At 47.2% G+C, this 22,656-nt stretch carries 23 protein-coding genes and 2 riboswitches; of the genes, 9 read left to right on the forward strand and 14 right to left on the reverse strand.

Features of this window, described 5'->3' with window-relative positions:
* The 10 genes from BM056_RS06565 to BM056_RS06610 form a co-directional block, all read right to left on the reverse strand.
* A partial coding sequence (locus tag BM056_RS06565; protein ID WP_274377531.1) for an aldehyde ferredoxin oxidoreductase N-terminal domain-containing protein occupies window positions 1-179 on the reverse strand: 179 nt, incomplete at its 3' end.
* A 10-nt stretch (window positions 180-189) separates the two neighbouring features.
* A riboswitch (molybdenum cofactor riboswitch) is annotated at window positions 190-305 on the reverse strand.
* 179 nt (window positions 306-484) lie between these two features.
* Window positions 485-1,648, reverse strand: coding sequence for an iron-containing alcohol dehydrogenase (locus tag BM056_RS06570; protein ID WP_092469970.1), 1,164 nt, complete (start codon window positions 1,646-1,648; stop codon window positions 485-487).
* A 272-nt stretch (window positions 1,649-1,920) separates the two neighbouring features.
* Window positions 1,921-3,438 carry a sigma-54-dependent transcriptional regulator gene (locus BM056_RS06575; protein WP_092469973.1) on the reverse strand — a complete coding sequence of 506 codons (1,518 nt, stop codon included), beginning with the start codon at window positions 3,436-3,438 and terminating at the stop codon, window positions 1,921-1,923.
* Window positions 3,425-5,104 (reverse strand): GAF domain-containing sensor histidine kinase, encoded by a 1,680-nt coding sequence (locus tag BM056_RS06580; RefSeq protein ID WP_174549933.1) that lies wholly within the window; start codon window positions 5,102-5,104, stop codon window positions 3,425-3,427. Before BM056_RS06580 ends, BM056_RS06575 begins: the two co-directional genes overlap by 14 nt.
* Before the next feature lie 12 nt (window positions 5,105-5,116).
* The gene (locus BM056_RS06585) at window positions 5,117-6,265 is read right to left on the reverse strand and encodes an iron-containing alcohol dehydrogenase (RefSeq protein WP_238456339.1); all 1,149 of its coding nucleotides are present in this window, start codon (window positions 6,263-6,265) and stop codon (window positions 5,117-5,119) included.
* A 201-nt stretch (window positions 6,266-6,466) separates the two neighbouring features.
* A complete protein-coding gene (locus BM056_RS06590) occupies window positions 6,467-6,637 on the reverse strand; it encodes a small, acid-soluble spore protein, alpha/beta type (RefSeq protein WP_092469975.1) in 171 nt (56 codons plus the stop codon).
* A 143-nt stretch (window positions 6,638-6,780) separates the two neighbouring features.
* Window positions 6,781-7,560 carry a sulfite exporter TauE/SafE family protein gene (locus BM056_RS06595; RefSeq protein WP_174549934.1) on the reverse strand — a complete coding sequence of 260 codons (780 nt, stop codon included), beginning with the start codon at window positions 7,558-7,560 and terminating at the stop codon, window positions 6,781-6,783.
* Between the two features lie 230 nt (window positions 7,561-7,790).
* Window positions 7,791-9,236, reverse strand: coding sequence for a sensor histidine kinase (locus BM056_RS06600; RefSeq protein WP_092469977.1), 1,446 nt, complete (start codon window positions 9,234-9,236; stop codon window positions 7,791-7,793).
* Window positions 9,233-9,925, reverse strand: coding sequence for a response regulator (locus BM056_RS06605; protein WP_207648152.1), 693 nt, complete (start codon window positions 9,923-9,925; stop codon window positions 9,233-9,235). Before BM056_RS06605 ends, BM056_RS06600 begins: the two co-directional genes overlap by 4 nt.
* Window positions 9,926-10,145: 220 nt before the next feature.
* Window positions 10,146-11,297, reverse strand: coding sequence for a hypothetical protein (locus tag BM056_RS06610; RefSeq protein WP_092469979.1), 1,152 nt, complete (start codon window positions 11,295-11,297; stop codon window positions 10,146-10,148).
* 276 nt (window positions 11,298-11,573) lie between these two features.
* On the opposite strand from BM056_RS06610, the gene BM056_RS06615 reads away from it, so the two are divergent.
* From BM056_RS06615 to BM056_RS06625, 3 genes are all read left to right on the forward strand, one after another.
* Window positions 11,574-12,131, forward strand: coding sequence for a helix-turn-helix domain-containing protein (locus tag BM056_RS06615; protein WP_207648153.1), 558 nt, complete (start codon window positions 11,574-11,576; stop codon window positions 12,129-12,131).
* An 81-nt stretch (window positions 12,132-12,212) separates the two neighbouring features.
* Complete coding sequence (locus tag BM056_RS06620) at window positions 12,213-12,584, forward strand: hypothetical protein (protein ID WP_092469981.1); 372 nt, start codon at window positions 12,213-12,215, stop codon at window positions 12,582-12,584.
* A gap of 140 nt (window positions 12,585-12,724) precedes the next feature.
* Window positions 12,725-13,381, forward strand: a complete 657-nt coding sequence (locus BM056_RS06625) for a LysE family translocator (protein WP_092469983.1) — start codon at window positions 12,725-12,727, stop codon at window positions 13,379-13,381.
* Between the two features lie 22 nt (window positions 13,382-13,403).
* Here the strand turns inward: BM056_RS06625 and BM056_RS06630 are convergent, their stop codons facing one another.
* Complete coding sequence (locus tag BM056_RS06630; protein WP_165613412.1) at window positions 13,404-13,952, reverse strand: flavodoxin family protein; 549 nt, start codon at window positions 13,950-13,952, stop codon at window positions 13,404-13,406.
* Between the two features lie 168 nt (window positions 13,953-14,120).
* Here BM056_RS06630 and BM056_RS06635 point away from each other — a divergent pair, with 168 nt between their 5' ends.
* The 6 genes from BM056_RS06635 (at window position 14,121) to BM056_RS06660 (ending at window position 20,088) form a co-directional block, all read left to right on the forward strand.
* Window positions 14,121-14,519 carry a winged helix-turn-helix transcriptional regulator gene (locus BM056_RS06635; protein ID WP_092469987.1) on the forward strand — a complete coding sequence of 133 codons (399 nt, stop codon included), beginning with the start codon at window positions 14,121-14,123 and terminating at the stop codon, window positions 14,517-14,519.
* Between the two features lie 216 nt (window positions 14,520-14,735).
* Window positions 14,736-14,920: riboswitch (cobalamin riboswitch) on the forward strand.
* Window positions 14,921-15,118: 198 nt separating this feature from the next.
* Entirely contained in the window at window positions 15,119-16,621 is a 1,503-nt protein-coding gene (locus BM056_RS06640; protein WP_092470478.1) for an ABC transporter substrate-binding protein, read from the forward strand.
* 135 nt (window positions 16,622-16,756) lie between these two features.
* Window positions 16,757-17,818 carry a FecCD family ABC transporter permease gene (locus BM056_RS06645; protein WP_092469989.1) on the forward strand — a complete coding sequence of 354 codons (1,062 nt, stop codon included), beginning with the start codon at window positions 16,757-16,759 and terminating at the stop codon, window positions 17,816-17,818.
* Entirely contained in the window at window positions 17,815-18,600 is a 786-nt protein-coding gene (locus tag BM056_RS06650; RefSeq protein WP_092469991.1) for an ABC transporter ATP-binding protein, read from the forward strand. Before BM056_RS06645 ends, BM056_RS06650 begins: the two co-directional genes overlap by 4 nt.
* A 101-nt stretch (window positions 18,601-18,701) precedes the next feature.
* Window positions 18,702-19,751 (forward strand): FAD:protein FMN transferase, encoded by a 1,050-nt coding sequence (locus tag BM056_RS06655; RefSeq protein WP_238456340.1) that lies wholly within the window; start codon window positions 18,702-18,704, stop codon window positions 19,749-19,751.
* Window positions 19,738-20,088 (forward strand): NusG domain II-containing protein, encoded by a 351-nt coding sequence (locus tag BM056_RS06660; protein ID WP_092469994.1) that lies wholly within the window; start codon window positions 19,738-19,740, stop codon window positions 20,086-20,088. The genes BM056_RS06655 and BM056_RS06660 overlap by 14 nt, the downstream gene beginning before the upstream one ends.
* Here the strand turns inward: BM056_RS06660 and BM056_RS06665 are convergent.
* Genes BM056_RS06665 through BM056_RS06675 form a run of 3 tightly spaced genes read right to left on the reverse strand, consistent with a single transcriptional unit; the run spans window position 20,085 to window position 22,612 of the window.
* Window positions 20,085-20,978 (reverse strand): ATP-binding cassette domain-containing protein, encoded by an 894-nt coding sequence (locus tag BM056_RS06665; RefSeq protein ID WP_092469996.1) that lies wholly within the window; start codon window positions 20,976-20,978, stop codon window positions 20,085-20,087. The two genes, BM056_RS06660 and BM056_RS06665, sit on opposite strands and share 4 nt — an antisense overlap.
* Window positions 20,963-21,799: an energy-coupling factor transporter ATPase gene (locus BM056_RS06670; protein WP_092469998.1), complete on the reverse strand. Its 837-nt coding sequence runs from the start codon at window positions 21,797-21,799 to the stop codon at window positions 20,963-20,965. The genes BM056_RS06665 and BM056_RS06670 overlap by 16 nt, the downstream gene beginning before the upstream one ends.
* A gap of 12 nt (window positions 21,800-21,811) precedes the next feature.
* Window positions 21,812-22,612 (reverse strand): energy-coupling factor transporter transmembrane component T family protein, encoded by an 801-nt coding sequence (locus tag BM056_RS06675; RefSeq protein WP_092470000.1) that lies wholly within the window; start codon window positions 22,610-22,612, stop codon window positions 21,812-21,814.
* Window positions 22,613-22,656: the final 44 nt, after the last annotated feature.

Genomic DNA, 22,656 nt, shown 5'->3' on the forward strand with positions numbered 1-22,656 from the left:
AGCAGACCGGGGGCGATGACCAGTTTGTTAAATGGTCCCAGGGCGTCACAGGTGGCAGGCACTTCGTCGGCTATAAGCTGCGAGGTTAGGGCACGACCGCCCAGGGAGGTGTACTTGTCCGCAACTTCTTCAAACTTAACTTCTTTTTGGGTCATGTTGACCCTGATTATTTTGGACATTATCTCTCCTCCTTAAATTATATCCTCTCCTTTCCACACTGGGAGGCATAACAGTTTCCCGTTATACCCTGACGTCCTGTAAACCACCTGAGCAGAAGGTTAACAGGCTCGGAGAAATAATTACAAAATACAATTATTTAATTAATTAAAATTATTAAATAATGCAAAAAACGTGCCATGGCTTAGAAACGGTAAGCTGTTGATTAATAGCGCGGAGCACCGTCGTTATTTTAAATAATTTCATAACGACGGTGCTCCGTTTTGGAACAATTGTTCCGTATTGGTGCACTTGTTAGATATTATTATTACATAGCGTTGCGGTAAATCTGGATTACATCTTCTAACGTGGCCAGGCGCGGGTTGGTAAAGCTACAGGCATCCTTCATGGCGTTTTCTGCCATGATTTTGAGATCTTCTTCCTTAACATTCAGTTCGGTCAGTCCGCTGGGTATGCCTACGTCTGCAGAAAGCACCTGGATAGATTCGATCGCTACATCGGCGGCGGCTCTTGTGCTGAGTCCTTCGATGTTTTCACCCATGGCTACTGCGATTTCGGCAAAGCGGTCGGGGCAGGCAATCAGGTTAAAGTTGCATACGTGCGGCAACAGTATGGCATTGCAAACTCCGTGGGGAAGGTTGTAATAGCCGCCAAGCTGGTGAGCCATAGCATGTACATAACCAAGGCTGGCGTTATTAAAGGCCATGCCGGCGAGGAATTCTGCGTAGGCCATTTTATCCCTGGCTACCATGTTTGTTCCGTTGGCAACGGCGTTGCGCAGGTTTTCAGAAATAAGTTTAATGGCCATGAGCGCTGCGGAATCGGTAACCGGTGTGGCGATGGTGGAAACATAAGCTTCAACGGCATGGGTTAGGGCGTCCATACCGGTGGCAGCGGTTAATGCGGGAGGCATGCCAACCATTAGCATAGGATCATTGATTGCTATATTTGGGGTGACCCGCCAGTCGACGATAGCCATTTTAACCTTGCGGCTGGTGTCGGTGATAATGCAGAAACGAGTCATTTCACTGGCGGTTCCTGCAGTGGTATTGATGGCAATGAACGGGGGCATGGCCTTTGTAGACTTGTCCACACCTTCGTATTCGCGAATGTTTCCGCCGTTGGTGGCTACAATGCCGATACCCTTGGCGCAGTCGTGTGAGCTTCCGCCACCCAGTGATATAATCATGTCGCAATTGTTCTCTTTATAAACTTTGAGCCCGTCATGAACGTTGATATCGGTGGGGTTGGGTTCAGCCCCGCCCCAGACGGTAGCTTTGGCGCCGGCTGCTTCAACCAGTGCTTTAATTTCGTCGGCCATGCCTGATTTGGCTAAAAACGCGTCGGTAACAATCAAGACGTTGGTGCCACCCATAGTTTTAACCTGAGCGGTGGTTTCCTTGGCAGAGCCCACACCCATCAAGTTAACTGTAGGAATAAAATAACCGTAAACCTGTTCTCCAATAGCCATTAAAAAAAACCTCCTTGTTTTGTTATTATTATATTTTTTATTAATGATAAGTTATATACGCAAAGGTTATGCCAGTTCGCAATTGCGGGAATATTATCTTAGTTTTAACAGTATGAATATTTTGATGAGTCAAAATGGAACTAAAAAAGATATTTTTTTATCTGTTTTAAGTTCGAAGATGGGACAAGGGTTCCAAAAAGGAACAGTCCGCCTCTATGCCATAAAGTTTTTCCCGGTAGATTACCAAATAAAAAACGCCGGCTTAATGGCGTTTATATTTTTAATCCATATTCTTTTATTTTTCTGTAAAGGGTATTTCGTCCGATGCCCAGCGACCGTGCGGCGGTAGAGATATTTCCGTCATAAAAGGCCAGCGTATCTGTTATTGCTTTAATTTCAATCTCCCGCAGGCTGGGGGGTAAGGGCCCTGTCACGCCTAGCGCTATCATGCGTTTAAACAGTAGTTCTTCAATTTGTTTGTTGATTAAATATGTTTTAAGTATATTCTTCTCGTTGAGGCTTTGTTCTACCTTAACTGCTTGTAGGGCTGCTTCCAGGCTATCAACCGGACTTCCGGCAGGAGTCATTTGGTCTCCCATTGCCCCCCCCGTATGTTCCGTATTTCTGGGGATTATTTTATCCGGTAGATGGGACGGTAGGATGGTGCTGCCGTCACAAAGGGCAACTGCCTGGTCCACCAGGTTTACCAGTTCTCTGATATTACCGGGCCAATCATAATTAAGCAAAGCCTGAGTAACTTCGGGGGAAACCTGCAGGCTGCCTGTACGCGAGATAAAAAGGTTCAACAGCGGGGGGATGTCTTCCTTCCTTTCCCTCAATGGCGGTAGTTCAAGCCTGATTACATCAAGCCGGTAAAAAAGGTCTTCCCGGAAGGTTTTGGCCTTAACTGCTTTTTCCAAATCCACATTGGTTGCGGCGATAATCCTTACGTCCGTTTTAACAGGTTTTTCCCCGCCAACCCGCAGGAATTCGCCTGTCTCCAAAACCCTTAAAAGTTTTACCTGGATGGACAGGCTGGCTTCTCCGACTTCGTCCAGGAACAAGGTGCCGTTATCGGCTATTTCAAAAATCCCCCGGCGCAATGAGGTTGCTCCTGTAAAAGCGCCCTTTTCATGCCCAAAAAGCTCGCTTTCCAGCAGGTTTTCAGGCAAAGCGCCACAATTAACCGGAATGAAAGTATGGTCGCGCCTGTTGCTGGCAGCGTGAATGAATCTGGCCAGAACTTCTTTGCCGGTGCCTGTTTCGCCCTGGATTAAAACATTAATGTTTTTACGCGCAATTTTTTCCGCCACTGAAGCCAGCCGGACCATTTTGGGAGTGCTTCCCACAACAAAGCCCGTACGATTGGCTATTGTTTGCCATTCGTGCTGTCCGCCGGTCTGGCCGGTTATCCGGCGCTGATATTCAAAAGCTTTAGTTACAAGCTCTTCTATTTCAGAAATATCATCAAACGGTTTTTCAATATAGTCAAAAGCCCCCAGTTGAATGGCCTTTACGGCGGTTTTAGTGGTGGCGTAACCGGTCATGATGATGGCTTCACAATCCGGTTGGCTGTTTTTCAGCTGCCGTAAAATATCCAGCCCGCAGGTGTCCGGCAGCTTTAGGTCGATCAAAGCCACCGCAAAACCTGTAGATGCTATCAATTGAAAAGCATCGGCCCCCGTACCGGCGTAGCTGGTATGATAGCCGTTCTTTTCAAGTAGACGGCTTAAAAAGGTTCCTACTTCAATTTCATCATCAATTATTAAAATTTGATTAAGATTGGGCAAAAGCTTCGCCTCCCGCTCCAAAATTTTCGGTGTTAACCGGAATCACCAGGGAGAATTTGCTGCCCCCTTCAGGGTTGTTTTCCACTTCAATAGTGCCACCATGGGCCTCGGCTATGCCCAGGCTGACTGAAAGGCCCAATCCCGTTCCCCTGGTGGCTGCCTTGGTGGTGAAAAAAGGATTGAAAATTTTCGTTATGTTTTCTTGCGGTATGCCCTCGCCGTTGTCAGCCACAGAAGCTATGGCGTATGTTGTCTGGTCTGATTTCCTGATTTGGGTGGAGATGATGATCTTTTTGTTGCCGGTGCTGTTCTCCAGCGCATCCCGGGCATTTAACAGAAAGTTGATTAAAACTTGGTCCAACTGGTGTTCGTTAGCCAGCACTTTGGGTAAATCGGGGTCGAGTTCTACATTTATCTCTACGTTATTGCGATTAATTTGATATTGGATCAGGCTCAGCACTCTGTCCACAACATCATTCAGGCTGGTACGGGACATCGGGCGCTGGTCCTGCCGTGAAAAAGTCAACAGGTTTTGAATGATTTTTTTACAGCGCAGACCGCAATTATATACGTCCTTGAGCAGTTCGGTATTGGATTCATTGTTTTCACCATCGCGCAAAATCATTTGGGAGTTTCCGATAATCACAGTCATTGGGCTGTTCAATTCATGGGCAACGCCCGCGGCCATTTCACCGATAGCCGCCAGCTTGCCTGATTCCATTAATTGCGCTTCCATTTTAATTTTTTCGGTAACGTTTTTAATGTGTTGAATAACGGATTCAACCTGACCGTCTTTAAGCACCGGGTAATAGTGAACATCGTAAGTCTTTCCCAATTCCATTTGCATTCTCCTGTAAGCGGGCGCTTTGGTTATCATAACCTCGTCCATCAGGCAGTACTCGCATTTCTCAGTGCGGCCCCAGGCATAAGTATAGCACTTGCTCTTGGGTGACACTTGGCCGGGACGGTCAGGCAGCTCTACTGTCTGATTGTTGCAACGCAAAATATTATAGTTTTTGTCAATCAGTAAAATTGGGTCGGTTAAAGCCCGGAATGTTTCTTCCCATTCACTTTTGCTTTTTAACACCTGCTCATACAGCCGGGCGTTCTCTATACAAATCCCCAGTTGGTCGGCCAACTGGCGGGTAAAATTCATTTCATCCTCCAGATAAGCATTCTCCCTGCTGCTGCCGATCATTAAAACACCTATAACATTGCTCTTAACAATGAGCGGGTCCAGGGCGAGGGAGGCCAGGTTTAATATTTTAACCGGGGGGCATTCCTGCAGCACGGCTTGTCCTCCGTCGAGGGAGTAAAATCCGCTTTTTCTTTCCCTGACCACATTCCACAGCAATGATTTGAAAGGCACCGGTTTGCCGGTGCAGTCACAGTCCGGGATCATGGCCGTCATTACCAGATCATCCTCCTGCATCAAGGCAAGACCCAAAAACTCACAATGGATTACCGATGGCAGCTTTTTGTATACCCGCTCAATAATATCACCAAGAGACATATCTATATTAATGTCTTTAATAATTTGGTGAATAATCTCCAGCCGGTTGTTTTGCTTTTTTACTTCGGTATAATAACTTATTTTGGAAGAGTTAATCCCGGTGAGATTTTCTATAATCCGTCTTTTTTCGTTAATCAGTTGCTGGTTCTTCATCCTTTAACCCCCCTAAAGAGCTTTATAAAAGATTCGGGCCAGGTCTTCAGCGCTGGCGTCCCTTGGATTGGTGACGATGCAGGCGTCGTCCAAAGCGTTTTTGCTCAATTCGGGAATGTATTCTTCTTTAAATCCCATAGCGGATAAACCATAGGTAATGCCGATATCCTGAACCAATCGCCGGACCGCTTTGATCGCCATTTCCGCGGCGTCCTGCTTGCTCAGGCCCGCAACATTTTCACCCATGGCTATGGCCACCTGGCGGTATTTTTCCGCGCAGGAGATCAGGTTAAACTCTATCACGTGGGGCAGCAGCACGGCGTTGGTTTCACCGTGGTGCAGGTCTAAAAGGCCGTCCACCTGGTGGGTCATGGCATGGGTTGCGCCGAGCATGGCATTGGAAAAAGCTATCCCGGCCTGCAAGCTGGCTATGGCCATGGCAGATTTGGCCTGCATGTTGGTCCGGCAGGCCACCGACTTCCGGAGGTTTTCTGAAATTAACCGAATGGCTTCCAACGCCCTTACGTCGGAAAGGTGATTAGCAGCAAGGGAGACGTAGGATTCAATGGCGTGGCTCAGGGCGTCGATACCGGTGGCTGCCGTCAGACGCGCGTCCTTGGTTTGTAAAAGCTGGGGGTCGATGATAGCTATGTCTGGCATCAGAGATCTTGAGATAATGGTCATCTTTTTTTTGCGCTCTTTATCCACGATGATGGCGTATTGAGTTACCTCCGAGCCGGAACCGCCGGTGGAGGGCACCATGACCATGGGGGGGAGGGGTCTGGTTATTTTATTTACCCCCTCGTAATCCTGGATTTTACCGCCGTTTGAAACTAATATGGCCACCGCTTTAGCCGCGTCGATGGGACTGCCGCCTCCTACTGCGATGATGGCGTCACACTGTGAGGATAGATATTGTTTTACGCCGCCGGTAATTTCGGTATCCTTGGGGTTGCTGGTGATGCCGTGCCAGACCGTATACTCCAGGCCGGCTTGTTCTATAAAACCAAGGGCTTTATCAACCCAACTGTTATTTTTCACCCCGTCATCGGTAACTAAAAAGACCTTCCTGGCGCCAAGGCGCAGGGCGCTTTCACCCACCTGACTGATAGCTTCCAAGCCAAAGATTATTTCAGGAGCCATAAATTTTATAATATTCACAAAGTTAACCTCCAAAATTGTTATGTTCCAAAATGATACGGTCTCACGGTTATATTTTAACAGATAAAACAATAAGTTAGTAATATAAATAATTCCCTTATTAAATAAAATGTTGTAACTATTCAGCATTTGTAACTTCAATATAAATGCTTCAAAAAAATAAGGGGTGCGATTATTTAATCGCCCCCCGGCCTGCCGTCTCTATAACATCGAGCGTTCTGCCTTTTGGATGGCCAAGCGGACAAGGTTACCGCAGTCCCTTGATGAGACACTGCCAAAACCGCCCTCCTGGCGCACGACATCGGCAACCCCAAGTTCTTCGGCTAACTCCATCTTTAGTCGGTCGGACATAACGCCGTTCCTTCTAGCCATAGCAGCCTTCCTCCTTTGGGTTTTTGAGATCGGCAGATCCGTTATTATTATTTATCAAAGAATAGGTCCTATTCCGAAAAATACTGGGAAATGTTTTGAATTATAGCGGTAACGAAGTGAAAATGTCAGCTGTGTCACCTCATTTAGTTTTCTTCAACTGTTGTTGACTCCTCGTCGGCTTGCGGTTTCGGTGTTCTTAAATATTTTGACCCCGTCCAGATCAGCACGGCGGCGAAGATGGCGCGTAAAGCATCTTCTGTCAGGATGTGGGCCAGAGAGCCGCCCAGGTATGTACCTAAAAGAACGCCCGGGACTAATCCAGGCAATATACTTGTGCTGACGTTCCCCAAACGCCAGTGGGTATAAGCGCCTACTATTCCCACCGGGATCATGGCCAGAAGGGAACAACCCTGAGCGGTGTATTGGGTGAAGCCGATGAGCAGCACCATAGAAGGCACCATGATCGTACCTCCGCCAACCCCCATCATCCCGGAGAGGAAGCCGGTAAAGATCCCTGTCGACAAGAGAACTACTATTTTTAGCCATCCCGTGGTGGGCTCGGCAACATGATACAAATAAGGTTTTAGAAGCAGGAGCAGGGAAATTAGGATTAAAAACCCGCCGAAGGACCTTTTGAGTTTCCATTCCGGAAGGGCATTGGCAAAACGCGCGCCCGCCCTGGCTGTGAATATGGCGGTGGATGCCAAAAGCAAGGAAGCCGGTATATCCACTGAACCATTTAAGGCATAGGTGAAAGCTCCTGATATTCCGGTGAATACCAGCGCCACAAGACTTGTGCCGTGGGCCTTGTGCTGGCCCATTTTGAGAATTCCCACCATCAGGGGGATCATTATCACCCCGCCGCCGAGACCCACAAGCCCCCCGAAGAACCCTGCCGCTAATCCTATGAACAAATTTATCATTCTGCTACCTCAACAATCTAAGAGTCGTGCATTTTATTCCGGGCCATTGCACTTGGCAGACACGCTGACATTAATATTAATTATATATTTATCTGCTAATCTGGTAAACAGGGTGGTTGGGGAAAATTTTAGTCTAATTAAGCGGCAAGGGCGGCTGCATTGAGCAGGGCACCCGCAAGAGGTGCCCTTATAAGTTTATTAATATATCGACATGGAAATAGAATGCCCGGTTATTGAGTCGGCAAGAGCGGTAGGCGGATCTCGAACCAAGTACCCCGGCCCACTTCGCTGCCGGCTGTAATAGTTCCGTCCAACCGCTGGACAGCTTCCCGGGCTATGGCGAGCCCTAATCCTGTACCGGGGATGGACTGGGTGTCGATCCCCCGTTGGAACCGCTCAAAGATGAAGGGTAATTCCTCCGGTGCAATACCTTTACCGGTGTCTCTGACAGTGATGACCGCTCTGCAGTCGTCCACCTGCAAAGTCAGAGCAATTTGACCGCCGGGTGGCGTATATTTGCTGGCGTTGTCCACAAGGTTATTTAAAGCAAGTTCCAGCAGACGCTGGTCTAACAATACCGTCACCGAGTTATCCGGGCAGGCGGTGGTCAGGCAATGCCCGCTGTCTTCAGCCAGGGCCTGGTAGGCCGGCTCCAGGTTGCGTATCGCTTTGCGGAGGTCGGCAGGCTGAAGCACTAAGCCGCTGCTTTCGCCCAAATTGGCTAACTGCAGCAGCCCGGCGATAATCTTTTCCATTCGTTCGATCTGTCGGCCGAAGGCAGGTAAGACCTGTTGCAGCCGCTCGTGGTTTTCCGTAATTAACTCGTGGTGAGCTCGCAGCGTGGTCACCGGCGTCTTTAATTCGTGGGCGGCATCAGCGGCAAAGCGCTGCGCTGTATCCCGCTCGGCGGCCAGAGAGCGAAAGGACTCTCGCAGGTACAGGACCATCCGGTTGAACTGCTCCCCCAGCCGGTCCAGCTCAATGATGCCCGACCGGTCCACCGTCTCCAGAAAGTTGCCCCCTGCCACCGCTTCCGTTGCGGCGACCAGTCGGGACAGCGGCCGGGCGAGCCAGTGGCTTAGCAGCCAGCCGATGAGTATGGCCAGTGTCAGGGCCAGGAACAGCACTTCCAGCACCTGACGGTAAAGGTTGGATAAAGCCGTAAATGCCGAGGGGCTCATTGTAAACCGGTAAAGCGTGGCTGAGGATACCCCTTGTGTTACGGTAACCGTTGGCAGGGTAAATGAAATTTCTCCCGGTTTTGTTATATACAGAAGGCCGATTTTCCCGGGCCGGAGAATGGATGTTTCGACCTGGGAAGGGAGCGTCAGGACTTTACCATCGGGAGGCGCTGCCTGTTCGGGTGACATAAAGATTTTGGGTTCAGCCGGCACGATTTCTTTTTCCGGTGCCACTGTTTCCAGTTCAATACGTACGCCGGGAAGGTTTTGCCGCAACAGAGCAAGAGTTTCATCCCCGGAGAGGCTTCGCTTCTGGGCTTCCCCCAGTACTCTCAAAGCCTGCCTGGCATACAGGGCCTGTTGAGAACGCTGGACCGAAATTGCGTACCAGGACAGAGCGTTGGAAAATATATAGCCGGAAAAGGTAAGCAGCAGCAAGGCCAGGGCCACATAGCTGAAAATCAACCGCACACGCAGGCTCCGCCAGGCTTTCATCGTTCTTCCCCCCGCAGTTTATATCCAACACCCCGTATGCTGGCGATATACCGGGGATTTTCCGGATCGTCGCCCAGCTTGGCCCGCAGGTTGCGGACATGGACGTTAACCGTCAGCGGGCTGCCGGTGTTATGGTCGGTCTGCCAGAGGGCCTCCATCAGCATTTCCCGGGTAAAGATCATCCCGGGGCGCTGAGCCAGGGTGAGGAGTATCTGGTACTCGCTGGCGGTAAGCGGAAGCCGTTCCCGGTCTCGATAGACGGACTGCCGCTCCGGCAGAATGAGCAGGTCGTGCACCCGGATGCGCTTTTCCTCCCCCGGTTGCGCATGGGCACGCCGCAGGAGCGCCCGCACCCGGGCCCGCAGTTCCCGCATGCCGAAGGGTTTGGTCAGATAGTCGTCACCGCCCAGCTCCAGGCCGACCACCTTGTCCGTCTCGGAGCCGCGGGCGGTAAGAAAAAGCACCGGTATGTTGCTCGTGCGGCGCAGCTCCCGGCAGACGTCGAAGCCGTTCAAGCCGGGCAGCCGGACATCGAGAATGACCAGATCATGCTCGCCGGAAGCGGCCCGGGCAAGTCCCGTGGAACCGTCGGCCGCATGTTCCACCCGCCATCCTTCGTCCTCAATTCCCATTTTTATTGCCTCGGCCAGATCGCGATCATCTTCCACCAGAAGTACAACCACTGACACGCTGCGCCCCCCTTTCCCGAAACAATGGTGCCCCCCGTTGGCGGCAAGGGCCTCCATATCCTTTTGCAAGTTATTTTACCACCTTTGCCGGGAGTGTCCAACCGTCTGGCCAGTTCTCCAAGCCCACAACCACTTCTATCGCTCTTAACGGCCAATACCCTCACCGGTTATAAGAAAGGCTGGTTGGAGTTTCCTCCAGCCAGCCCCACGTTCAGAAGTCTCAGTTTTGGTTGTCGTCGGAGGTGGTGCTTTGAATTGAGAAGAAGACATCCTGCCCGCCGTGAATCCCGCTGTCCGGCGCCTCGCCGTTGATTGCCACACCGGACGCTCCCAGCACGGCCTCTCTTACGGCGTCGGCCTGCTGCTGAGTGATGATCCCCTGATCAACCATTTGGCTGACCGGGTCCTTGATGTCGCCCATGTTTTCCTTAAAATATTGGGTCATTTGTTCCTTGTCCATGTCTTTGGTTTGATCCAGTATATTCTGCTTCATATTCTTCATCTTTTGATCATTGTCCGCCAGGAAAACCTGAATATTGTCGGCCTGCTCCTGGGTGATGGTACCCTCGCTTACCAGCGCGTCCAGATTCGTCTGCAGTTGCTGCGGCGACGGTTTCTGCATACGTACAACATGCGGTAAGGATGGCATTGCTTGTTTCAGTGCGTCGACCTGCTGTTGGGTGATGATCCCCTGATCAACCATTTGGCTGACCGGGTCCTTGATGTCGTCCATGTTTTCCTTAAAATACTGGGTTATTTGTTCCTTGTCCATGTCTTTGGTTTGATTCAACATACTCTGCTTCATATTTTTTATCTTTTGATCATAGTCCGCCAGAAAGGCCTGAATATTGCCGGCCTGCTCCTGGGTGATGGTACCATCGCTTACCAGCGTATTAAGACTTGTCTGCCACTGCTGCTGTCTCTGCTGGTCGGTGATGTCGCGCATCTTATCCCTGATCGACTGGACCTGGTTCTCCGTGATGGTTCCCTCGTCTACCAGATCCTTCAGGGGGTCGACTATTTTTAGCACCGGACCCTGCCCGGACTCATTTTCGCCATCAGCCGGTTTTGTAATATCAAGTACTGGTTTCTGGGGTAGATTTTGTTGGAGATACGTGAGCACGGCATCAGATTGGGTCTGGGTGATGGTTCCTGCGGTCACCAGATCAGCCAGAGCCTCTTTGAGGATACTTTGATCGGTATCCCTGTTAGTGATACTGTAAACTATGGTTTTACCAGCCGCCATGTTAGCCGCACCGGTATTGACGGTTGTGGTGTTGCTGCTGGCCAGTACCGGACTGCCAAAGGAAGTTAGAAATCCCGCTACCAAAATTCCCGTGGCTGCAACTTTAGCAATTTTCTCGTTTTTCATTAATTAATTCCCCTTTCATTTTTTGGCATTATGTGCTTACTATTTACCTTATTGCCTTCCGACAACTGTATGTTTGAGTGCTCCAGCCGTCGATTGTTATTAAACCATATGAATATGTAGATTCAAGACAAGGTTTAATTAAGAAATCTACTCTGAAGATAAAACTTACCAAGCTTTGGACCGGTCGTTGTTTCTGGAAATCTTGCCAGGTTTTATTTTGTATGCTATATTTAACATAAGATAAAAAATAGCATACATTGCTGGGGGAAAAAGCAATTGCATATTTCCAAAATTATTGGCGACAACTTTGCCCGTATACGTAAAGCGAGAGGTTTAAGCCTGGATAAAGTCGCGGAGCAAACCGGGGTAAGTAAGCCCATGTTGGGTCAGATTGAGCGGGGGGAATCCAACCCTTCAATTGCAACCGTTTGGAAAATTGTCAACGGGCTGCATATCCCATTCAGTGAGCTTATAACTGAAAAAAAGCCTAAGATTGAGCTTGTTCGAAGGGGTGAAGTTGCTCCGATAGTTGATGATGAGATCGGTATAACAGTTTATCCTTTATTTTCTTTTCAGCAAGATCGGCGCTTTGATATATTTTTCGTTATTATTAATGCAAACAGCTCCTACTTGTCGGAACCGCATGACGACGGCTCTGAGGAATACATTTTGATGATGGAAGGAACTCTCGAAGTGACAGTGGGAGAAGCAACATTCGCTTTGTCTGCCGGAGATATCATGAAGTTTCAGGCCAATCGGCAACACATATACAGGTGTATATCAGGTCAAACAGTTAGCTTTTATAATATTGTTTATTACAATGAAATGATCTGAACAATTTCTTTAAAAAGTAACTATGGTGAGGAGGGCTTGGCTAATAGGTATTATTGAGATTAAAAGAAAGAGGTGTATAATATGGGTAATGCAGATATAGTGATACGCAAAGCAGTTCGATCAGATGCCGGGGAAATATGGCAGCTATTACATAACAACAGTATTCCTTGGGATATGGGCCGTATTCATCAAGAAATAGATTTCTTAAATGTACTTTCTTTTGAAAAAAAACTGCTGGGTGTTTTCCATGGCTCGGTCAGCCCCGGGTTTGAAAAAATATCCTGGGTGGCCGGACACCCGATGTATGCTGAGGATTCTTTACGTGCGGCTTTGGTTTATAGCTTGTTTGGCGTTATCTGCCGTTTGCCCGGCACCAGGATAGAACAATTAATGAAATCGTATCTTAAAATGCCTATTAATAAGCCGAACAGCATTGGTTTTGGAATCAGATGATTGATTTTGCTCAAGCTTTTGAGCGCAGAAATTCCGTTGTTTTTGAGTTAAATGGTTTTTAAGTTTAAGAAGAAAGAGATTTATTAAAGAGATTTATAAATGTATAATAAAAAATAGCGATACGTAAAGGGGGATATGCGATGCCGGATGCTTCCAGTTTAACAGTATTCATCTTGGCTTCGTTATTGCTTTTAGTGACACCTGGTCCTGCTGTTCTTTACATAGTGACCAGGAGCATTGATCAGGGAAGAATTGCCGGGGTCGTATCCGCACTGGGGATCGCTGTAGGTAGTTCCATTCATCTTGTTTTTGCGGCTGCCGGGATATCTGCAATTCTCGTTTCTTCTGCGACGGCGTTTAACGTGGTGAAATATCTTGGTGCGGCTTATCTTGTGTATCTGGGTGTCAGAAAGTTGTTCTTCAAGGTGAATCCTGTTATAGCGGACGAGAGTGAAGAGCCGGTTAAAATCTCCCGCGTGTTCACCCAGGGAGTGGTCGTAAACCTGTTAAACCCCAAAGTTGCGCTATTCTTCTTTGCCTTTCTGCCGCAGTTTGTGCATACCGGCGGTGCCCCGGTGGCTTACCAGATTATGTTTCTCGGTGCCATCTTCGTCGGTATGGGTATTTGCAGTGATAGTATTTACGCTTTGTTGTCCGGAACCTTTAGGCAGTGGCTGCGTGGCAACAGGCTTTTTACCCGGGCTGAATGCTACGTCGCCGGAACAGTTTACGTGGCGCTTGGCCTGGCAGCAGCTGCCTCCGGCAGCAATCATACTATAATGACAACGGAAAAATGAATGCCACGCGTCCAGAATCACCTCAAACAATTTTTGTTTTCCCCAGTTGATAAATGTCATTTTGCGTTTTAGGATTATCCTGCACCGAAACCGTGCCGGAACACACGCCATAGTACTGGATAAAATCCATCCCCAAATAATTACAGATATCATGGAACATATTTTTGATGATATTTGTTCCCGAGTTTGGGTCTTCATTTCCATAAGTCGTCAACAAGACAAACTTTTTTCCCTTAAAGTTATTATTAAAATTAAGTGCATAAAACCTGTCTATAAACTGTTTCGCTTGGGCTGTTATGTTCCACCAGTAAATCGGTGACGCTAGGATTAAAATATCAGCCTCTAAAATTTCCGGGTATATTTCCTGCATATCATCTTTGATCACACATTTTCTTTTGGAATTCCTGCATCCGTCACAGCTCATACATGACTGGATGTTTTTTTCAGCTACGTTAATTACTTTAATTTCTGCATTATGATGACTTTCCTCAAGACCAAGTAGATAATGCTTTAAAAGAACAGCTGTATTACCGTTTTTTCTCGGGCTCCCCTGAATGGCTAATACTTTCATTCTATGCTCCCCCATCTATTATTTAATGCCTTACCAAAACCATGATATAATAATAAATGCTAGTATGGATTATTGCTAGTACGCACTTTTTTGTAACATTGTATCTGTTTGTATACCATGATAATATTGTTAATTCCTTGGGATGAATGAAGGGGGAAGAATCATTTAATGATAAAATATAGAGACACCGAATACCGATGCTCAATGGAATTAACCATTGATCTTATTGGTGGGAAATGGAAATCACTTATTCTCTGGAATTTAGGCGAAGACACACTGCGGTTTGGTGAACTGAGAAAAAAACTTCCACAGGTCACGCAAAAAATGTTGACACAACAACTTAGAGAACTAGAAAAAAGCGGACTTGTAAATCGGTTTGTTTATACCGAGGTGCCTCCAAAAGTAGAGTATTCTCTTACGCCTGCAGGAAAAAGCATTTTACCTATTTTAGCCTCCCTTTGCCAGTGGGGTTTGGACTACATCGGCAAAACCGAAAAAATAAATGTCGATGCAGCTTGTCAAAATCGCATTGACAAATATATCAATAGTAATGCAAACCAAGAATAGCGGAGCCGGACGATTTGGGAAAATTGATATAATTGCTTTCGCAACTATATTGTGATACAATTCGAAAAAAGGCGATCAAATTATGGTAACTAAACTACCATTTGCTAAAGCCTGCTGAAAGCAAGAGAAAGGGTATGTCTATTGGGAAGAGGATCCTCAGGACGCCAGAAAGAAGCGGATCGGTAAGTCTTTGGAATTTGAAACAGAATTCCAATAAAAATTAATATAAAAATAGGTTCGGCAGATATTTGTTATCTCCGATAAAAGGGAAGTGGGTGTAAATCCCACGCGGTCCCGCCGCTGTAATAGAGGAGTTTTTGCAAAAAGCCACTGGGTAACCGGGAAGGCTGCAAAAATGATGATGCTTGAGCCAGAAGACCTGCCTATTTTACGTACCGGGGGTACTCTACGAGCGATAGGGCGGTATATGTGGATTTGTCAACCGGGTAGTTGAACAACTCTCAGCTTCTAAAGGATTGTAGGGGCTGGGAGTTTTTTATTTGATCAATTGCACTGCATTATGGGGAGGTGCATTAAATGTAACCAGAAAAAAATTATTTTTAGCGAGTTGCGAAGGAAGTTTTAAAAAGGAGAAAATAATGAGAAAAACAGTAAAAACAAGTGTTGCTTTAGCTTTTATTGTGGCCTTGCTCATTTCTCTCGCCGGGTGCGGCTCGTCAATCACAGCGGGAGGCTTTACGGGTGCGGCGGCAGGTTATCACGGAGATCTTGAGGTAACGACCGAAGTTGATCAAGACGGAAAAATTACCGGTATTACCGTGTGTGAGAACAACGAAACAGAAGATATCGGAAGTGTGGCCATAGAGAAAATTCCCCAACGCATTATTGAGGCGCAGTCGTTGGATGTAGATGTTGTTTCCGGCGCCACACTCACAAGCAACGGCATCATCAATGCAGTTGCCGATTCATTGAGAACCGCCGGCGCAGATCCGGCAAAATACGGATATGTTTCTCCTCCCGAAGAAGAAGTGGTAGCCACTGCCATAAACAAGGATGCCATGCCGGTAAAACAGGAAATTACAGATTCTGTAACGATAACAGATGCAAAAGGCAGGAAAGTAACCATTGACTTGCCGATTTCGTCCTATGCAATAAGCACCATGGATGTTGTTGACTACATTATACCCCTTAAAGGCAAGGATGCCTTTAACATGCTGGTGGCTTCCGGACAGGATGGTGGCGGGGGCATCCAAAAATATGGGAAGCTGTACACACCCGCCGTGGGTAATTACCTGGAGCACCTGGGACAGATATCCGACCATAACGCTCCCTTTGACCTGGAAATGATTCTGGCTATGGATCCCGATGTTCTCATCGTTAACTCCGCCATGTCCGCCCATAATTATGCGCTGGAAATAGAAGATCAGTTGACCAGGGTAGGAATCCCCATTGTTTTGATCAATGTTCCCGGCAAAAATTTGGATAAGTCTGTTCAGCAGACCATGAAACTGCTTGGTCAGATATTCCAGGAGGAAGAGAAGGCTGCCGCAGTGTCGGCTTTCATTGATGAGCAGTATGGATTGATCGCTTCAAAGAAGCTTGCCAAGCGTGAGGATAAGCCAGCGGTATACTATGAAAAGTCGGGATATTCCGAAATCTATGGATCTACCGCAACCAGTGTCACGGGCTGGGGTTTGCCCATCAGCATTGCTGGCGGTGAAAACATTGCCGACGCGCTTCTTTTAGATACTGCAGCCTCAGGCGGAGGCGGCAATACTCTTGATCCTGAGTATGTAATCAAAGCCGATCCGGATTATATTATTCTCAGCGGCGTCAACGACGGATGGCTAGATTCTGTCAAAGAAACAAAAAAATGCGAATTTGATATCTTCAACAGAATTGGCTGGCGTGACTTGGCGGCTGTTAAAAATGGCCATTTATACGAATTTGCCCATGCAACGAGCCGATCTATCTACGCTTTCTATCCCTGCTTGAAAATGGCCAAGATATTCTATCCGGAAGAATTTAAAGAGGTTGATCCGGAAGCGGTTCTCGATGAGTTCTTTGAGCGGTTTATGCTTCTTGACAGTGACATCTCCACCTGGTTTATAAGTCCTGAAGATGTACAGGCAAGTAAATAATACGGCGCAAGGGCCGAGGAAAAGCAGCACCGAAGGCGCCGGGTCCGGGGGGGATGCCGGTCCGCCTGTTCCTGACTTCCGGAGCCCTTTGGCCATACTTTACCGAAAAAATATACAGCGGAGTAATATAAAATAATGGAATATCAAATAAGGCATAAAGATAGTGCCAACCGAAAGCTGTATAACAGCCTGGTAAAGAAAAGAATTGTATTGATCGTAGTCATGTTGATTGGATTGGCTTTCTTGGCAATCCTGAATATTTCCATCGGTTCGTCTTCCATAGCCATCCAGGAAATATTGAGCGTGCTGTTTGCGGGTGGAGGGGACGGACATAATCCAATGATCATCAAGGAGATCCGCTTGCCCATGGCTCTTATGGCAATGGTTATCGGGGGGGCCCTAGGTATTGGCGGCTGTGGAATTCAAACAATACTGCGCAACCCCATAGCGAGTCCCTTTACACTGGGCATATCTGCCGCAGCCTCCTTTGGGGCAGCCATGGGACTGATATTGAACGCCAACCTGTTTCATGTTTCAGATACGCTGGCAGTGACGGTGAATGCCTTTGCCTTTTCGCTTCTGGTGGCCGTGGGGATATACACATTCTCACGTCAGAGAAATATCAGCAAAACTGCCATCATTTTATTTGGCATAGCACTTAATTTTCTTTTTAACGCCCTCACTATGATTTTGCAGTACATTGCTGATGAAGATGAGCTCCAAAGTTTGATTTTCTGGACCTTTGGCAGCCTGCTGAAAACCACCTGGAATAAGTTTTTTATTGTATTTGCTGTGCTTGTGGTGTGTTATCTGCTTTTGTTTAAAGATGCGTGGAAACTGACCGCCATGACCCTTGATGATACGAAGGCGAAAAGTTTGGGTGTAGATACTGCCAAAGTGCGAAGAAAGGTTATTTTTGTGACTTCCCTGCTTTCCACCGTAGCTGTTTGTTTTGTGGGAACCATAGGGTTTGTGGGTCTTATTGCTCCTCATATCGCCCGTCAGCTGGTGGGTGAAGACCAACGGTTTTTTATGCCGCTTTCAGCATTAATAGGTGCTTTTATCATGTCCTTTGCCTTTGTTGTAAGCAAGGTTATTATAAAAGGAGTCATACTGCCCATAGGATTGATAACGGCCGTAATCGGAATTCCGTTTTTTGTCGCCATCATATTTACGAAAATGAGGACTATGCAATGATTACAGTAAATAATCTGAGCTTTTCCTATAAAAAAAACAAAGGAGCACATAAAGTATTTGACGGCTTGAATCTTGCTTTCGCCAAAGGTTTCAATGCGATCCTCGGACCCAACGGCGCAGGAAAATCCACGCTGCTTAAATCCATTTTCGGATTGCTGCATTATGACGGAAACATATTATACGGCCATGAAAGCATTACCGCCATGGATACCGAAGACAGGATAAAACTGATGTCCTATTTGCCGCAAATGGATGTGGATATATCCACCCTCACCGTTTTGGAAATGGTTATTTTGGGGAGATTGCCCGAGCTTGGCTATAAAATATCGGATGAAGATTTAAATATCGTTATGGATACACTGGAATCTTTGAATATCGCCGCTCTGGCCACCCGTAACTTTAGTGAATTAAGCGGAGGACAAAAAAAGCTTGTCTTTATTGCCCAAACCCTGGTGAGAAAACCGAAACTGATTCTGCTAGATGAACCTGTGAATTCACTGGACTTACAAAAACAATTGGAACTGTGTCAACTTCTGCAGAAAATTGTGGACAAGCAAAACGTGGATATTATCGTTGTCCTGCACGACATCAATCTTGCGGCAAGGTATGCCGGGCATATCGTCGTTATGGATGAAAATGGTTCCCTTTACAGCACGGGCAAGCCGGGTGAAGTCATTACTGCGCGTATGCTGAAAGAAGTTTACGGCGTAATAGCGAATGTAATTTATGATGAAAAAGGCACCCCCATGGTTTCACCCGTATGTTCAGTACGCAAAGTCTAGGGTTTTTCCTTATTCCGGCGGGTTCTTGCTCCCAACGGATAAAAGCCGCTAAATTGGAAACTGCAAAAATAACAGGCAGAGAGTAATAAGGAGAGTGCCCGTTGAAGAATAAAAGTATATTCTTGATGTTTATGGTGATATTTTTCAACTTCGGCTGGCTGGCCGGCTGCAGCGGCAACTCGGAAATACCTGTGGAAAAACAGGGTTTTTATATGGGAACGGTTGTAACGGTAAAAGCCTATGGCCAAAAGGCACAAAGGGCAGCCGATGAGGGAATGAAGCGTATTAAGGACTTACAGGATAAAATGACGAGCCATGCTCCGGACGGCGAAATCCATCAGTTGAACGCATCCGCCGGGAATGGCGCCTGGGTACCGTTGAGTTCCGATTCCATCTATGTTTTAAAGACCGCTCTGAAGTATGCTCAATTAAGTCAGGGTTCCTTTGATGTTACCATCGGGCCGCTGGTTCAGTCCTGGGGAAGTTTTACACAAAATCCGCAGATACCTTCCCCAACAGAGCTTGACCGGATTAATAAATTAATTAATTATCGGGATATGGAAATTAACGAAAAAGAAAAAACGGCCAGACTAAAAAAAACAGGGCAAATGGTGGATTTGGGCGGAATCGCCAAAGGTTATGCCGGGGATGAAGTGATAAAAATCTTTAAGGCTTACGGGATTGAATCCGCCTTCGTTAATTTGGGAGGCAATGTTGTTGTCTTAGGCGAAAAGCCTGACGGCAGTCCGTGGAATGTGGGCATCCAAAACCCCGGGGCGCAAGACGGGGGATGTATTGGTGTCTTGGAGATCAAGGACAAGGCTGTCGTAACTTCAGGGGACTATGAAAGGTATTTTGAAGAAGGTGGCGTTCGTTATCATCATATTTTAGATCCCCAAACCGGGTATCCCTCCAAATCAGGTCTTATCTCCGTTACCATCGTAGCAGAGACATCCATCGACGCGGATGCGCTTTCCACGGCTGCTTTTGTCTTGGGTTTGGCTGAAGGTCTGGAATTGGTGCAAAGCCTGGAGGGAGTCGAGGCCATCTTTATCACCGGGGACAGACAGGTCCATATCACACCCGGGCTAAAGGACCGTTTTACCCTTACCGATCCCGGAGGAATATTTCAATACCATGAAAAAACATGACGGTATCCTTGTTGGCATCATTATCTTCATGGTGCTCACCGGTTTTGGCAGTTTAAAGTTTTATCAGTCACAAAATGAAAACGAACCCCGGTTTGCCGTAATCATGCAAGATAACGTGCTGGTGGAGCGCATTGACTTAAATGCTGTAGAGGAACCGCGGGAAATTATCCTTCCCGGGCCGTACCACGAAATCGTTCAGGTGGAAAAAGGCCGGATCAGATTTAAAGAAGCAGACTGTCCCGACCAGATTTGTGTCCGCACTGGGTGGCTGCAAAACCCCGGGGAAATGGCTGTCTGTCTGCCCAATAAGGCCATCGTCCGTATTACCGGAGACTAAGCGTCGTCTTTACCGGAGCCAAATATTGGCCGTGCTTTGGTTTTTTTAAGCAAGCTCAGTATTTCTTTGCTTGCTTCCTGCATGCTGCGGACATTCGTTTTCAGATCAAATCCCCTGGCCGATAAGGCCAGCAGAACTTGTAAAAACTCCGGCAACTCAAAATGGTAGCGTGCAAGGATTTCCGTCCTGGTCAGCAGGTCCTTGACGTCTCCGAAAAAGGCCAGGAAGCCTTTGTCCAGAATGGCGATCTTATCTGTTATAGTCATGATTTCTTTGAGGCTATGAGAAATGATGATCGTTGTTTCGTTTTTTTGCCGTCGTTTTTTTATGATATCAAGAATGAACCTTCGTCCGGCTAAATCCAAGCTGGCCATTGGTTCATCCAGTATGAGCAGTTCAGGCCGAATGGCCAGCATTCCGGCTATAGCCACCTTTCTCCGCAGTCCGCCACTCAGGGATGCCGGCGTTAGCGGAGCGGTTTTTTCCCGGGTTAGACCAACTTGCTGCAGGGCTTCGGCAACCCTTGCTTTGATTTCCCTTTCCGGCAGGCCCAGGTTTCTCGGACCATAGGCTATCTCATCATAAACGGAAATTTGAAAGATCTGTTGTTCGGGATATTGAAAAACCAAGCCCGCTTTTTTCCAAAGATCTTTGCTTATTTTAGGATCGGCAGTATTCAGCCCGCACACAAGCATGGAACCGCCGGTTGGCCGGAGCAGTCCGTTGAAATGCTGAGCGAGCGTTGATTTGCCGGAACCATTGGGCCCGAATATACCCAGGACTTTTCCCCGGTCCAGGGAAAAATTAATGTCCTTGAGTGCTTGATGCTCATAAACCGAGCCCGGTAAATAGGTATGTGAAAGCTGTTCAGCTTCTATAATTTTAGGCATAGGTCATCCACCAGCTCTGAAATGGATTGAATGTTTCCGGAAACAGCGTACCCGTTTAATCTCAATTGATTAATTAATTCGTAAATAGGGGGAATATCCAAACCCAGGGCGGCCAATCCGGCATCAGCATATACTTCCCGGGGAGATCCCTGCATATGGATTGACCCGCGGTCCATCACAATGAGTCTGTCCGCATGGATTAAATCTTCAGGGTTATGACTGATCAAGATGACGGTCATGTCTTCCTGCTTGTTTAAGATATTGAGCTGTTCCAAAAGTTCTCTCCGGCTTGAAGGATCCAGCATGGAGGCCGGTTCATCAAGAACAAGGTATTCGGGCAGCATCGCCAGGACGGAAGCCAGCGCCACCCTTTGTTTTTGTCCGCCGGAAAGCAGATGCGGCGCATGATACCTTTTGTCTTTAAGACCGCAGACCTTAAGGGCCCATTGGATCCGGCGTTTAATTTCCTCAAGGGGAAGTCCCAGGTTTTCAGGACCGAAAGCAATTTCTTCCTCAACAACAGGAGCGATTAATTGATTGTCCGGGGTTTGAAAGACCATGCCCACAAGCCGGCGAATTTCAGTCAAATTTTTCGTTATTGCCGTATCCATTCCATTGACATATACTTTTCCGGCCGTAGGTTTGAGCAGGCCGTTAAACAGTTTGGCCAGGGTGGATTTTCCCGAGCCGTTCATACCCAGTAAACCGATATATTCTCCCTTTCTGATGGACAGAGTAATGTCTTTCAGCGCCGTTTTTTTCTCGGGCCGGGCGTTATACTGTTTTGTGACATGAACCAGTTCAATACCTTCGCCTGTCATTCTTGCAACCCCTTACTCCATGAGAATCGTCATGATGATACCGGCAAATGAGAGCATAACCATCAGGAACAGCACCAGGATATCCAGGCCCGTCATTTTTAGACTGTTTAGCCGCAATTTATTGGGATGTCCCGTAAAACACCTGCTTTCCATTGCTTCACCCAGGTCTGCTGCTCTGGCCAGTGAAGCTTCAAACAGCGGGATTAGAATTGCGGTATAGGCTTTGATCCGGATCCCGATTTGGGGGGAGTCAAAGGGGGCTCCCCGGGATTTTTGGGCATTTTTTATGGTTGCCGCCTCTTCAAACAGAATAGGCAGAAAACGAAAAGAGATACTGAGAATGGTGGTAAGATTATAAATTGGGATTTTTAATTTGCTTAAAGGTCGTAAAAGGAATTCTATTCCGGCCGCCAGCTTGAGCGGGGAGGTCGTCATGAGTAAAACCATGGAGCCCAAAAACAATATAAGCAGCCGGGAGATATTGACTGCCCCTAAGATCAGGCCTTCTCTGGTCATACTTAATTTCCCCACCAGGAAAACCGCCTGGCCCGGCGTGAGAAACGCCTGGAAGAGGAAAGTAAAAAGAAGCAGGTATCTTAATTTCAGCAAACTGCTCACAATAAATCTTAAATTCAAACCGGCGCAAAGAATGGCGCCTGTCATTAATAGTAGATAAAAAAGCAAGTAATACCAGGTGTAGCTTAGGAAAACAGAAATAATAACCAATAAGCAGCACAATATTTTTGTTCGGGGGTCCAATGCATGAATAAAAGAACTCCCATATACAAATTGCCCCAGCTTCATTCCGGTCATCAAAAATTCTCCTTTGTCCATTTCTGTCCGATCAGTCCGATATG

The sequence above is a fragment of the Desulfotruncus arcticus DSM 17038 genome (genome assembly GCF_900113335.1).
In the GTDB taxonomy this organism is placed as follows: domain Bacteria; phylum Bacillota; class Desulfotomaculia; order Desulfotomaculales; family Desulfallaceae; genus Desulfotruncus; species Desulfotruncus arcticus.